General features: G+C 66.2%; 12 protein-coding genes. 8 read left to right on the forward strand and 4 right to left on the reverse strand.

Annotated elements, in window-relative coordinates:
- The 3 genes from AC16JP_RS00640 to manD all read right to left on the reverse strand — a co-directional run.
- A partial coding sequence (locus tag AC16JP_RS00640) for a sugar kinase (protein ID WP_484338667.1) occupies positions 1-839 on the reverse strand: 839 nt, incomplete at its 3' end.
- 34 nt (positions 840-873) lie between these two features.
- Positions 874-2394: a hypothetical protein gene (locus AC16JP_RS00645; protein ID WP_484338668.1), complete on the reverse strand. Its 1521-nt coding sequence runs from the start codon at positions 2392-2394 to the stop codon at positions 874-876.
- 5 nt (positions 2395-2399) lie between these two features.
- The gene (gene manD, locus AC16JP_RS00650; RefSeq protein ID WP_484338669.1) at positions 2400-3608 is read right to left on the reverse strand and encodes a D-mannonate dehydratase ManD; all 1209 of its coding nucleotides are present in this window, start codon (positions 3606-3608) and stop codon (positions 2400-2402) included.
- Between the two features lie 102 nt (positions 3609-3710).
- Between manD and AC16JP_RS00655 the strand changes: the two genes are divergently transcribed.
- The 8 genes from AC16JP_RS00655 (at position 3711) to AC16JP_RS00690 (ending at position 13121) form a co-directional block, all read left to right on the forward strand.
- A complete protein-coding gene (locus AC16JP_RS00655) occupies positions 3711-4469 on the forward strand; it encodes a FadR/GntR family transcriptional regulator (protein WP_484338670.1) in 759 nt (252 codons plus the stop codon).
- On the forward strand, positions 4466-5440 hold the full coding sequence (locus tag AC16JP_RS00660) for an alpha/beta hydrolase (RefSeq protein WP_484338671.1): 975 nt from the start codon (positions 4466-4468) through the stop codon (positions 5438-5440). Before AC16JP_RS00655 ends, AC16JP_RS00660 begins: the two co-directional genes overlap by 4 nt.
- Positions 5437-6837 (forward strand): glucuronate isomerase, encoded by a 1401-nt coding sequence (gene uxaC, locus AC16JP_RS00665; protein WP_484338672.1) that lies wholly within the window; start codon positions 5437-5439, stop codon positions 6835-6837. The genes AC16JP_RS00660 and uxaC overlap by 4 nt, the downstream gene beginning before the upstream one ends.
- Positions 6834-8198 carry a mannitol dehydrogenase family protein gene (locus AC16JP_RS00670; protein WP_484338673.1) on the forward strand — a complete coding sequence of 455 codons (1365 nt, stop codon included), beginning with the start codon at positions 6834-6836 and terminating at the stop codon, positions 8196-8198. The genes uxaC and AC16JP_RS00670 overlap by 4 nt, the downstream gene beginning before the upstream one ends.
- Before the next feature lie 27 nt (positions 8199-8225).
- Entirely contained in the window at positions 8226-9077 is an 852-nt protein-coding gene (locus AC16JP_RS00675; protein ID WP_484338674.1) for a helix-turn-helix domain-containing protein, read from the forward strand.
- Entirely contained in the window at positions 9070-10389 is a 1320-nt protein-coding gene (locus AC16JP_RS00680) for a vWA domain-containing protein (protein WP_484338675.1), read from the forward strand. Before AC16JP_RS00675 ends, AC16JP_RS00680 begins: the two co-directional genes overlap by 8 nt.
- Before the next feature lie 183 nt (positions 10390-10572).
- Positions 10573-11967 carry a DUF1800 domain-containing protein gene (locus tag AC16JP_RS00685; RefSeq protein WP_484338676.1) on the forward strand — a complete coding sequence of 465 codons (1395 nt, stop codon included), beginning with the start codon at positions 10573-10575 and terminating at the stop codon, positions 11965-11967.
- A 2-nt stretch (positions 11968-11969) separates the two neighbouring features.
- Positions 11970-13121, forward strand: coding sequence for a DUF1501 domain-containing protein (locus AC16JP_RS00690; RefSeq protein ID WP_484338677.1), 1152 nt, complete (start codon positions 11970-11972; stop codon positions 13119-13121).
- 17 nt (positions 13122-13138) lie between these two features.
- Here AC16JP_RS00690 and AC16JP_RS00695 read toward each other — a convergent pair.
- Positions 13139-14266: YncE family protein (locus AC16JP_RS00695; RefSeq protein ID WP_484338678.1), on the reverse strand; the 1128-nt coding region annotated here is incomplete at its 5' end.

Here is a 14266-nt window from a genome sequence, read left to right on the forward strand (position 1 = left end):
CCGGGGCGCATGATCGTCCAGCCGGCCAGCGCGTGCCCGGCGTGGGCCGCTTCGGCAGGATCGGCGCCATCGAGCCGGGCGCCAAGATAGCCGGCGTTGAAGGCGTCTCCGGCGCCGCTGGTATCGACGGGGTTCAGCACCGCTTTCGGAGCGATGATGGAGCCGTCGGGCAGGCGACAGCCGCCCGCGCCAAGCTTGACGACGGTTTCTGCGCAGCCAAGGCTCATCCAGTGCGCGGCTACGGCCTCGGCGGTGGCTTCGCCCGACAGCGCGGTTTCATCTTCCAGCGTAGGCAGGCCGATGTCGGCGACGGCGATGGCGGCGTTGCGCCAGCGCATGGCTTCGGCCTTGTTCGTCCACAGGCGCGGACGGTAGTTGCCGTCGAAGGCGACCTTGCCGCCATTGCGCTTGAGCCGCGCCGCATGATCGAGCAGCCGGTGGCGCCCGTCCTCGGGAAGGATCGCAAGGCTGATCAGCGAGAAAGCCAGTAGTCCGGCCGCTTCGACCGACGCCCAGTCCGCGTCGAGGGAGAAAAGATCTTTCGCGGCGCTGGTGTCCCGCCAATAGCTGAAGCTGCGCTCGCCGGCGGCATCCGTGACGATGGCATATAGCCCGGTGCTGCGGGCCGGGTGCTCCAGCACCAGTGACACGTCCAGTCCCTCGGCGGCCCAGCGCGGCTTGAGATCCTCGCTCAGTGCGTCGCTGCCGATGGCCGTCAGGAATGCGGTGTCATGGCCTGCACGGGCAAGGTGGATCGCGGTGTTCAGCGTGTCGCCACCATAGCCGAGCTGCCAAGGCCCGCGCTCTCCCGCACCGCCAGTGCGGGAGAGTTCGAGCATGGCTTCGCCTATCAGAACGATCCGCGCCAAGAACCTACCTGCAGGCCGGGTTGCCGGCGCCGGGCAGCGAATAGAAGGCGATCGACTGGCCGGGCACCTTGACCGTTCCGGCCACGGCTGCGCCGTCCAGCCCGGTCAGTTCGCCGTTGGCCGAGAGTCCGGGCCTGTTGCCGTTGATCAACACCTCGCGGGTGTCGAGCGACTGGCCGGTCATGGTCCAGCCAAGGCCCTTGCCGCCAAGGTTCAGAGGCTGCGGTTCCGCCCCGGTATTGAGCGCCATCACCGTGACCCCGCCGGGCTTGCCGGCCTGACATTGGGCATAGAGCCTGAGTGCAGGCGATGGCGATTTTGGCGAGGCCAGAACGGTGGTGCCCATTGTCCGCTTCCACAGCACGGCTGCCCAGTAATTCGGGCGCGGGGTCAGTGTGTCGCGGTCGATCAGGGCATAGTCGCTTGCTGCAAGGGTGTTGTGCTGGATTGCCTGCAATCCAAGCTGGGCCAGCGCCGCATTCTGGTTCAGGTAGCGGAAGGTATCGAGGAAGGTCGATGCCCACGGGCTGCCGCCGCAGGCAGCCTGCGCCGTTTCGGTGTTCCACATCGGTTTGCCCGGTTCGTATTTGTCGCGCAGCGCGGCGTAGTATTTATAGTCGCGCACGGTGCGGTCGAGCCATTCGGCGCCAAGCGCCTCGCCCTTCTGCGCGGTGCCGATGCCCAGCCCCTTGCAGCGCTGCGAGACCGAACCATAGAAGTGGTAGGAAACAGCATCCAGGCTGTCCGGATTGGCCTTCATCATGTCTTCGGTGCCGACATGTCCGCCGAACGCGGCGGGAACGGGCACGTCGCCCAGCATCCCTGCCTCGCCGACGCCGCCGACGCCAAGGATCTTCATTCCGGGCGCTTTCGCCCGCGCCCAGTCGCGGAAGATCCGGAACTCGGCGCCATAATTATCGGCGGTGTAGCGCCTGGGCATTTCCGGGGCGGCGCTGGGCATATTGGCTTCGTTGAAGAATTCAGCCGCGTAAATGCTGCCACCGGCCTCGCGCGTCAGGTCGAGCAGGCGCTGCGCCTGCCCGGTGGTCCAGACGCCATCGGCCCCGCGTGTGCCGTTGCTGACCGCGAAGCTGGTGACGATCGGGGCATCGACCGCCCTCGAGAAGGCTACGACATCCTTCCACTGCTGGCGGGTCAGCACCTGGACAAAGCCGGGCGGCGGTGCCGAAAGATGCTCGCCCTCTGCTTCGAGATAGGTGTTGTTGGCCCAGGTTCCGGAAACCCGCATCAGGCTGGGGCCAAGATTTCTGGCGAGCGCAATCAACGCGGGATCTTTCAGGTCGATCGGCGGGCGCTGGCGGTAGCGTTCATCGGCCGGGCCGCCGTACGGCGCCCAGAAACGTCCACCGGTTACTTCGACCATCTCGACGTTGAAGCCCTGGTAGCGCGGATCGACCGTGCCAAGCTTGGCCAGACGATCGAGCTGGAGCGAGGGCGCAGGCGCCGGGCCTGCCGCACCAAGCACGAGGACAGCGCCGACCGCGAGCAGAGAACTCTTCAGCATTTCACTCACCAGTTCCACATGGTGCCGTCTTCCAGCCGCGCGACCGGGAGGTAGGCAGGTTTGTAGGGGTATTTTGCGGCCAGCGTCTCGTCGATGTCGACTCCGTGGCCGGGCGTATCGCCGACGAAAAGCTCGCCCTTCTCGAAATGATAGTCGTGCGGGAACACCGCATCGGTTTCCTGCGAGTGGCGCATATATTCCTGAATGCCGAAATTGGACACCCAGGTGTCGAAGTGCAGCGCGCAGCCCATCGTGACGGGGGAAAGGTCGGTTGCGCCGTGGCAGCCGGTGCGGATCTGATAGAGGCTGGCGAGATCCGCGATCCGGCGCAGGTGCGTGATCCCGCCGGCCCCGACCACCGTGGCGCGGATATAGTCGATCAACTGGTTCTGGATCAGATCCTTGGCGTCCCAGATGGTGTTGAAGATCTCGCCCACCGCCAGCGGGGTGACGGTGTGCTGGCGAACCAGCCTGAACGCCTCCTGATTTTCGGCGGGCGTGCAGTCCTCCAGCCAGAACAGTTGATAGGGTTCAAGCATCCTGCCCAGATTTGCGGCTTCCTGCGGGGTATAGCGGTGGTGCCCGTCGTGCAGCAGGTGCTGGTCGAAGCCGTAGGTCTTTCGCAGTTCCTCGAACAGCCTGGGGACGTAGTTCAGCGCCTTGCGCGTATCCCAGCCGGTGACTGATGGCAGTGCCGCATCGGCCGGTTCATAATAGAGCTTGCCACGCCCCACCCCATAAGCGTCCTTGATCCCCGGCACCCCGGTCTGGGCACGGATCGCCTTGTAGCCCAGATCGATATAGTGGCCGACGGCTTCGACCGTCTCGGCGATGTCGGAACCGTTGGCGTGGCCATAGACCATCACCCCGTCCCGGCTTCTGCCCCCCAGCAACTGGTATAGCGGCATTCCGGCCATCTTGGCCTTGATGTCCCACAGCGCCATGTCGACTGCGGCGAGGGCGCGCATGGTCACCGGGCCGCGACGCCAGTAGGCGCCACGATAGAGATATTGCCAGATATCCTCGATCCGCTGTGGGTCCATACCGATCAGGCAGGGGATCACATGTTCTTCAAGGTAGGCGACCACGGACAGTTCGCGTCCGTTGAGGGTGCCGTCGCCGATCCCGTAGACGCCCTGATCAGTCTCGATCTTGAGCGTGACGAAATTCCGCCCCGGACAAGTGACAATGACTCGAGCTCTGGTAATTTTCATCCGATTCCCTGTGCGTTCCGGGTGGTTGTCCTGTAGTTCGTCTCTTGACCGCATCAGTCTGGCCTGTCAAGATAATTGGTAAGGCCAAAAGAAGGGTAATTCATGGCGTCCCAAACGGACAAGGCGCAGGACCGGCTTTACCAGGACCTGGCGCGCAACCTGATGGAGGAACTGGCATCGGGCCGCTATCCGGTCGGGGCGCGGCTTCCGGCCGAGCGCGAGCTTGCCGCCACCCACAATGTCAGCCGCCCGACAGTGCGCGAGGCGATCATTGCGCTTGAAGTGCAGGGGCTGGTCGACGTGCGGGTCGGCTCGGGCGCCTATGTTCTGCGCCTGCCGGGCAAAGAGGACCTGCCCGGCTTCAATATTACCGCCTTCGAACTGACCGAAGCGCGCCTGCTGTTCGAGGGGGAGGCGGCCGCCCTTGCCGCGACCCAGATAACCGACGAGGAACTTGCCGAGATCGAAGCGCTGATCGAGGCGATAGCGCAGGAAAATCTGGCCGCCGATGGCGCCGAGCGGGCGGACCGCGCATTTCATCTCGCCATCGCCCGGGCAACCCGCAACCACGCGATTTCCGACGCGATCGAACATCTGTGGGACTTGCGCTCGCTCTCGCCCGAGGCGGCGCTGCTGCATGCCAAGGCGCGTTCCGCCAACATCAAGCCGGTGGTAGACGAGCACACAGTGATCCTCGACGCGTTGCGTGCGCATGACCCTGGGGCTGCCCGTGCGGCGATGCGGGCGCACCTGTCGCAGGTGATCGACAGCCTGTTGTTCGCGACCGAGGAACGCCAGATCGCCGAAGCGCGCAAGGCAGCCCAGGCCAAGCGCGATCGCTATTCCCGGGCTACAGCATGAGCCTCGACCGTCGCGACCTGCTGGGGCTGGCGCTGGCTGCTGGCGCACTGGCGAATGGCAGCGCGGGGCTGGCCGCGCGCGCAGGCGCCATACCCGACAGCATCGCGCTGTGGCCCGATGGCCTGCCCGAGCCGGCCCCGGCAGGCCTCTCGGAAATGTTGCGCGAGCGTTCGAAGGATCCCGCTGTGCGCGATCGCGAACTTACCGGCGTGATCGAGCCGCGGCTCGAGGCGTTCCGGCCGCGCCGCAGCAATGGCGCGGCGATCATCGCGGTTCCCGGCGGTGCCTATCATCACCTGGCCTGGGACAAGGAGGGGCTGGATATCGCCCAGTGGTTCGCGGACCGGGGGGTGGCCGGCTTCGCGCTGGCCTATCGCCTGCCACAGGAAGGCTGGGCAGGCGGCGCTGACACCCCGCTGGCCGACGTGCAGCGCGCGGTGCGGCTGGTTCGCGCCAATGCTGCAGCCTGGGGCATCGATCCGGGCCGGATCGCAGTGGTGGGGTTTTCCGCAGGCGGACATCTCGTCGCCAATCTTGCAGCGCAGTTCGATTATCCGGCCTATCCCGCGAAGGACGCGGCTGACAGGCAATCGGCCCGGCCGGACCTGGTGGCGCCGGTCTATCCGGCGATCATGCTCGACCGGCTGGCGGCGGCCGCGCCACCCGGCCGGTCGCTGTTCGGTAGCGCACAGGGCGATGACGCCGCCCGTCGCCATTCGCCGCACCGCAACGTGCGCGAAAACGCCCCGCCGCATTTCCTTGCCCATGCCGAGGACGATCCGATGGTCGGCCCCGAACACAGCCTGGCGCTGCGCGATGCATTGCGCGCCCGGCGGATCGAGGTGGAGACCCATCTCTTTGCGAGGGGCGGGCACGGCTTCGGGATTCGCAACGCGCGGGGGTTGCCCGCCGCCTGCTGGCCCGAACTGCTGCTGGCATTCGGCCGCACCACCGGATGGATTACTGCATGACCCGACGGCTTGAACTGCACCCGGATCGCCTGTTCCCGGCGGATCCATCAATCCGCGCAATCGCGCGCGAACTCCATGCCTCGATTGCAGACCTGCCGATCGTCAGCCCGCACGGCCACACCGATCCGGGCTGGTTTGCGGGCAATGAAGCCTTTGGCAATGCAAGCGAATTGCTGCTGGTTCCCGATCACTATGTCTTTCGGATGCTCTATTCGCAGGGCGTGTCGCTCGACGCACTGGGTGTTGGTAACCCAGGATTTGATCCGCGTGCAGCCTGGCGCCTGTTTGCGGCCAACTATCACCTGTTTCGCGGCACGCCCTCGCGGATGTGGCTCGACTGGGTCTTCGCCGAGGCGTTCGGAATCGACGTGCGGCTGGAAGCGGGCACCGCAGACCAGTATTTCGACACGATCACAGCAGCGCTGGCGACCGACGCCTTCCGTCCGCGCGCCCTGTTCGAGCGCTACAACATCGAGGTCATCGCAACCACCGAAAGCCCGCTCGACAGCCTGTCGCACCATGCTGCGATCCGCAGTTCGGGCTGGCAGGGCAGGGTGATTACCGCCTACCGCCCCGATCCGGTGGTCGATCCCGAATTCGAGGGATTCCGTGACAACCTGCGCGCTTTCTCGGATCTGACTGGCGAGGATTGCCTGTCATGGCAGGGCTATCTTGCGGCCCACCGCAAGCGTCGGGCGTTCTTTGCGGCGATGGGCGCGACCAGCACCGATCATGGACACCCCACAGCGCAGACCGCGAACCTGTCGCAGGCCGAGGCGGAAGCGTTGTTCGCGCGGGTGCGCGGTGACGCATTCACGGCGGCCGAGGCTGAATTGTTCCGCGCCCAGATGCTGACCGAAATGGCGGCCATGAGCGTCGATGACGGGCTGGTCATGCAGCTTCATCCCGGCAGTTTCCGCAACCACAATGCGGCGCTGTTCGAAGCGCTGGGCCGCGACAAGGGGGCGGATATCCCCATGCGCACCGGCTATGTGCAGGAACTGAGGCCGCTGCTCGACCGCTTCGGCAACGACCCGCGCCTCAGCCTGATCCTGTTCACGCTCGATGAAAGCACCTACGCGCGCGAACTGGCGCCGCTGGCCGGACACTATCCTTGCCTGAAACTTGGCCCGGCCTGGTGGTTCCACGACAGCCCGGAAGGGATGCGCCGGTTCCGGCGGGCCACCACTGAAACGGCGGGATTCTACAACAGCGTCGGCTTCAACGACGATACCCGCGCCTTTCTTTCGATTCCCGCCCGCCACGATGTCGCGCGACGGATCGACTGCGGCTTTCTGGCCGAACTGGTGGCCGAACACCGGCTGGAGGACTGGGAAGCGGCAGAACTGGCGCGTGCGCTGACCTATGATCTGGTGAAGCAGGCCTACCGGCTATGAGGCTGGACGCATCGCACATAGGTCGGCTTGCACCCGAGGTCGAACGGCCGGGCTATGACCGCGCGCAGCAGGCGATCGGCATCGTCCATCTTGGGATCGGCGCTTTCCACCGCGCGCATCAGGCATGGTACACCGACCGGGCGATGGATGCGGGAAATCGCGACTGGGCGATCTGCGGCGTTTCGCTGCGGTCCGGGGATGTCGCCGGGCAGATGAATCCGCAGGACGGGCTGTATACCGTCACCGAGCGATCGGCCGAAGGGTGGCACAGCCGTCTGGTCGGCGCGGTCCGCGAAGTTCTGGTCGCGCCCCACCAGCCTGATGCCGTGATCGCGCGCCTTTGCGCACCATCGACCAGGATCGCCAGCCTGACCGTTACCGAGAAAGGCTATTGCCGTGCGGCGGACGGATCTCTTGATCCGGCGCTGGCGGCAGAGGGCAGCATTTACTCCCTGCTCGCCAAGGCCCTGCGCGCCCGTCACGACGCCGGCCTTGCCGGCCTTACCCTGCTTTCCTGCGACAATCTGGCGGACAACGGCAGGCAGTTGGAGCGGCTCATGACGGCCTATCTGGATCTTCATGACCAGGCGCTTGGCGCATGGTTCGAGCGCGAATGCGCCTGCCCATCGACCATGGTGGACCGTATCGTCCCGGCCACGACAGCCGAAGATCGCGTGAATCTGTCCGATCGTGTCGGCCTGGCCGACGAGGCGGCGGTCATGACCGAACCGTTCAGCCAGTGGGTGATCGAGGACCGCTTCGCCGGTGCCCGCCCGCAATGGGAGGCCGTGGGAGCGGAACTGGTAAGTGATGTGAGGCCCTATGAGACTGCGAAGTTGCGTATGCTGAACGGCGCGCACTCGCTGCTGGCCTATGTCGGGCTGGTCCATGGTCATGCCTATGTGCATGAAGCGGTGGCCGATCCGGCAATCCGGCCGCTGGTCGAACGGCTGATGGCCGACGAGGCCGCGCCGACGATCGACGCCGCGCCGGGGCAGGACCTGTCTGCCTATGCCGAAGCGTTGCTTGGCCGCTTCGCCAATCCCGCTTTGCAGCACCGCCTTGCCCAGATCGCTATGGACGGCAGCCAGAAGATCCCGCAACGCTGGCTTGAAACACTTGCCGCCAATCAGGCCCGGGGGCGCAACTGCCCGGCGATCCTGGCCGGCATAGCGGCCTGGATCCGCCATCTGCGCGGTGCCAATGGCCCGGTCGACGATCCCCGTGCGGCAGAGCTGGCCGAAGCGGCGCGCGGCCCCGATCCACTGGCTGCGCTGTTCGGGGCGCAGGGCCTGATTGCTTCCGGCTGGACCCCGGACGAGAACGCCAGAGCGAGCCTGCGCGGCGCGCTGGCGAATTAGGCCGAACACAAAACGTAGTGACATCCTGTGCCGGCCACGCCGGTTACGAACGTTGCAGCCGCGCCCGGCCAAACTATCGCCTTGTGGCCGGAAGGCGTCCGCCCTTGCCGGGCTGTTGCGCAAAAAATTCATCTTGCCATCTTGTCATGTCGCAATGTCGTGTTTATATGGCACTACGTGATGGACGAGGGGCTTACTCTGGAGGAACTGAGCGAGCGTGCCGGCGTCGAGCCGCGCACCCTGCGCTCGTGGGTGAGCGAGGGGTTGCTGGCGCCGCCGTTCAAGCCGGGCCGTGGTGCACGCTATCCGGCCCTCAACGCCGAGAAGGCGCTTGCGGTTCGCGCCCTGAAAGACGTCGCAGGGCTGTCGCTTGCGGAAATCGGCCGTCGGCTGCTGCTGGCGACCGACGACCAGATCCGCGCATGGGCTGCGATCCTCAACCCGACGGCCACGCCATCCGGCACCGCGCGGGAGTATCTGGAGAGGGTGCGTGCGAAGGTGCAGGAGGCGCCGCCGGCCGTGGCAATGAGCACGGGGAAAAATTTCTCTGCCGCGCGCAGCGAAATCCTGCCACGGTTGATGTATCCGAGAATTCCGCGTGAACATCCGGCCTCGATCGCCCGCGCTGGCCTCCCCGATCTGCACGCCCGATCAGACAGCGACATGGCGGGCATCGAGCGCGTGGCACTGCAACTGGCCAACGCGCTTGACGAACCTGCGCCCCGGCGATCGCGTGGGACAATCTGGACCCGCATCCCGATCACGCCCGACATCGAAATCTCAGTGAGAGGAGAACTGAACCCCGCAGAACGACTGCTGTTTGAACAGTTTGCAGACCAACTTCGTGCCGCGCTTACAGGAGGAAACAGAAATGACTGATGTTGCCTTTGCCGTTTCGGCAGACTTCGATCGCCGGTTGATCTGGGCGCGCGGTGGTTCCGTTCGCTACCTGGTCGCCAGGGTGACGGCGCATGGTCTGGCCGCCGATGCGCCTGCCGAACGCAAGCCGCTCAATATCGCGCTTGTCGTCGATGCCAGCGGTTCGATGGGCGGTGGAAAGCTTGAAGCCGCCAAGCAGGCTGCGCTTGGCCTGATTGAACAACTGACCGCAAATGACCGGCTGACCCTGGTGTCGTTTGCATCGGATGTGCAGGTGCATCTGGATGCCGTGCCGGTGCACGCTGACAATAGGCGGACGATCTGCGACGCGGTGTCCGGCCTCGTCACGCGGGGGATGACGAACCTTTCAGGCGGCTGGTTCGCCGGGGTCGACTGTGCCGCGCGTATCGCCGAGGCGGACCCGCAGATGACCGCGCGCGTGATCATCCTGAGCGATGGCTGCGCAAATGAAGGCATCACCGATCCGGCGGAACTGGGCGAACATGCAGGCGAACTGCGGTCGCGCGGGGTGCTGACGTCGACGCTTGGGATCGGCGATGGCTATGACGAGCAGTTGTTGCGCGGGATCGCCGAAAGCGGCGGGGGCCGCCTGCACGACGCCGAGCATTTTGAGGACATCCGCAACGTGCTGCTTGGCGAACTTGCCGGCATTGTCAGCTCGGTGGTCGAGGATGCGGTCGTCGAACTCGTGCTGCCTGTGGGGGTCCGTGCGCTGGCGCTGGGCCGACGCGCGGGCAGGACTGATTTTCGGGTCCGGCTGCCGCTGGGGCCGATCATGAACGGCGTTGAACGGATTGCCGTGTTCAAGCTGATTTGCCCGGCCTCTGCCATCAACAGCAAACTCAGGTTCGAACTGGAAGCCAGCGGGCGTGTGGCCGGAGGCGACGGGCGGATCGATGCGGTGCCTGTCGGGTTGTGCCTGACGGCGGTGGGCGGCGTCGAGAACAACGAGCAGGCTCGTGATGACGAGGCTGCGGTGATCGTTGCCCGCGCCTGGCATGCGGATATCGTGTCGCAGGCAGCGCGGATGAATCGCGACGGCGATTTCGACAGGGCTATAGACTTCGTCAGGCGCGCAAAACACTATTTCAGCCGCTACGTCGAAGGGCTGCCCGAGTGCCAGGATCTGGCCGACGAGCTTGCACTTCTGGGGCGGAATATCGGACGCAGGATGTCGTCCAGGGTGCACAAGGAAATGGTCCTCTCGGCCAATATGGTCATGGACTCGCGCGTGGATTTCCGGATGGAGCCCAGTGTTGGTTGGCAGCACCGGCTGGCGCGTGGGGAGTAACCGCAGCCCAGCCGCGCCTGGATGACCAGGCGGCAGAGACCCGGCGGGCGCGTACCATGCCCGCCGGGTTTCATTTTGTCCTGTATGGTGAACCGTTGCAGGGGCGGGCGTTCATCTGGCTTTCAGCGCGGTTGCGCGATCCTGCTGCGTTGTCGGGTGCCGCGGGAAGGCGGGGGCAGGACTATGACGACGCTTACGATTGCGGACGCGCTCAATCGGTTTGGCCTTGGCGCACGGGCCGACGAGCCATTGCCCGAAAACCCGCGATTCTGGTTGCTGGGGCAGTTTGATCGCTACGATCCGCGACCCGGCGTCTGGGCGGCGCTGCCGACTTCCGGGGTCGTTGCCGCCGACTATGTCGGCACGCGCACGCAATTGATGCAGGCGGGGGCCGACGCGTCGGCGGCGCGGCAGGATGTGCGCAAAGCGATGCGTCGCCAATCGCGCGATGCCTATCTGGATGCAGTGCAGGCGCGTGCAACCAGCGCGTTTTCGACGCCTGCGCCGTTCATGGAGCGGCTGGTGCATTTCTGGTCGAACCATTTCGCGGTGTCGGCCGACAAGGCGGCAGTGGTGCCGTTCGTCGGCAGCTTCGAGGCAGAGGCGATCCGCCCGCATGTGCTTGGGCGCTTCGAGGACATGCTGCTGGCGGTGGTGCGGCATCCGGCGATGCTGCTGTATCTGGATCAGGCGCAGTCCGCCGGGCCGGAAAGCCAGCTGGCGATGCGTGCCGAAGCGCGCAACCCCGCCCGCAAGGCCGGCCTGAACGAGAATCTGGCCCGGGAAATCATGGAGCTGCACACGCTGGGGGTGCGGACCGGCTACACGCAGGCCGACGTTACCGAGTTCGCTCGCGCGCTGACCGGCTGGACGGCGAACGGCCTTGGCCGGGGTGCGCGGGCCGATGACGGGGAACCGGGCCGGTTTGCGTTTCGTGCCGCCATGCACGAACCCGGCACGCGGCAGATCAGGGGCAAGGCCTATCCGCAGCCCGGCGAAGCGCAGGCAAGGGCGGTTCTGCACGATCTTGCCACGGCGCCGCAGACTGCAACCCACATCGCAACGAAGCTTGCGCGCCATTTCGTGGTCGACGATCCGCCGCCAGCGCTGGTCGGCCGCCTTGCCGCTTCGTTCCAGAGTACGGGCGGCGATCTGCCGGCATTGTATCGCCTGCTGGTCGATGCCCCGGAAAGCGCCGCCTACACAGCAGCCAAATTCAAGACCCCGTGGGAATGGCTGGTGTCGTCGGCACGGGCCATCGGGCTGCCTGATGCCGGGCAGATGCAGGTTGCAGCGGTGATGCAGCAGCTTGGCCAGCCGGTGTGGAGGCCCGGCTCTCCTGCTGGATATGACGATATCGCAGCGACCTGGGCTGCGCCCGCAGCGCTGATGCGACGGGTGGAAGTGGCGCAACGCATGGCAGGCTGGACGGGCGGCCGCATCGACCCGCGCGCCTTGGGGGGCCGGATTCTGCCGCAGGCGCTGGGGGCCGGCACGGCAGCGGCGGTGGCACGGGCGGAAAGTCTGGCAACGGGCGTTGCGCTGTTGCTGGTCTCTCCTGAATTTCAACGGAGGTGACCATGCAGATCGTTCGCCGCACGCTGCTGTCGGGGATCGGGATTGGCGCAGGCCTGATGCTGGCGCCCCGTATCGCCCGTGCTGCCGCAGGCGCTGCCGATCGGCGCTTCGTGTTCATCATCCAGCGCGGCGCAGCAGACGGACTGAACACGGTGATACCGTGTGGCGATCCGGGTTATGCGGCCCAGCGCGGGGCGCTGGCGATCGACGCGGGCACGGCGATCAGGCTGGATGGCATGTTTTCGTTGCATCCGTCGCTTGTGGAAACCGGAAAGCTGTTTGCGGCAGGGCAGGCGCTGTTCGTGCACGCGGTTGCGTCGCCTTACCGCGATCGCTCGCACTTCGACGGACAGAATGTTCTGGAGAGCGGGGGCACTGCGCCCTTCGCGCTGCCCGATGGCTGGTTGAACCGGCTGACTGGGCTGCTGCCGCAACAGGCGGTCGAGGCCGTGGCGCTGGCGCCGACGGTTCCGCTGGCCCTGCGCGGGCCGAACCCGGTGACTTCCTATGCCGCCACATCGGCAGGCGGCGAAGACGAGGATCTGCTGATACGGGTCGGCGAACTGTATGCCGGCGATCCGCAGTTGCATCCGCTGTGGGCAGCGGCGATCGAGGCGCGCGCGCTTGCCGGGGATACCACGGGAAGGCAGGACGCCGCGAGCATCGGGCGGCTGGCTGCCGGTTTCCTGCGCAAGCCCGACGGCCCGCGGGTTGCAATGATCGAAACCGGCGGCTGGGACACCCACAGCGCCCAGAACCCCCGGCTTGCGGCCCAGCTCAGGCACCTCGACGCCCTGCTGGCGGCGCTTCGCGATGCGTTAAGTCCTGTGTGGGCAGATACCGTGGTGCTGGTGGCAACGGAATTCGGCCGCACGGTTGCCGTCAACGGCACTGCGGGCACCGACCATGGAACCGCGTCGGTGGCGATGATCCTGGGTGGTGCGGTGAACGGCGGCCGCGTCGTTGCCGACTGGCCGGGGCTTGGCGCGGGCGCCCTGCAGGACGGGCGCGACCTGAAGCCGACCACCGACATGGACTCGGTTCTGGCGACCCTCGTCGCCGAGACGTTCATGCTGGACCCGGCGCTGGTGGCGCGGGCTGTTGCGCCCGGACGGGCGGTGCAGCCGTTGCGGCAGACGTTGCTTAAGGCCTGAACGGCAACGGCGGCCGTTCAGCGCGCTGTATAGGTGATGCCGTTCGGGCCACGGCCAACGGTGTGCGTCGCCAGCACCTGATTGGTGTCTGTCCGGATTTCCGAAACCGTGCCGTCATCGACGTTGGTGATGAAGGCCCGGCCGCCGTCGGCGCTGACGACGACGCCATGTGCGCCTTGCCCGACCTTTACCGTGGCGACGACCGCACCCTTGGCCACGTCGATCACCGACACCTGATTGCCGGGTGCCTGTTCGCTTCCCTGGTTCGCCACGAACAGCCTGCCGCCATCGGGCGTGGAGTAAGACTGGATCGGCCCGTCGCCAACGGGGATGCGGCCACTGACCTTGCGCCGGGCGATGTCGATCACGGCCATCGCGTCTTCGTCGCGCAGGGAAACATAGGCCTGTGCGCCATCGGGAAGGAACGCCACCTGCACCGGCGATGCGCCGACGGGAATGCGCGCGGTTTCCACAAGCGTATCGGTGTCGAACAGCGAAACAGAGCCATCCTTCACATTGGCCACCAGCAAGAGGCGGCCATCGGGCGACAGCCGCAAGCCGTGCGGATAGGCGGCGGCCCGGATGGTGCGGACGTTGCGGCTGGCCAGATCGACAACCGAGATGCTGTCGTCACCGGCGTGGGTGACGAAGGCGCGCAGCCCGTCGCGGTCGGTGACGACGTGGGCGGGGTGACTGCCGACCGTTATCTCGACAGGGGGTGCATCGAGGGCCGCCGGATCCAGCACCAGAAGCCGCCCGGCATCGCTGCCGTGGCCATCGCCGTGGCCGTGGCTGCCACCATGGCCACCTTGCGCCGGCGTGCCGACGATCAGCAGTTTCGCCATGTCGGGTGTTGCCTGCACATTGTGCGGGGCGATCGGCAGCGAAACCGTTGCCACCTGCCCGCTGGAAAGGTCGATCCTGCTGACCGAATTGCCCTGTTCGTTGGCGGTGAACACATGGCCGTGGATGGAAGCGCCCGGCACGGCGCCAGCGATGAGGGGCTGGCCGAGAACGGCGGCGATGAACCCGAGCGCAAGCCGTTGGCGGCGCATGGCGGGGAACAGCGTGTGCGTCATCATGGTGCGGCAGTCCCCCGTATCGGGTGCGACGGCAAGGCGGCCTTCTGTCGCAAGATGCGGCAG

The sequence above is a fragment of the Sandaracinobacteroides sp. genome (assembly GCF_057137845.1).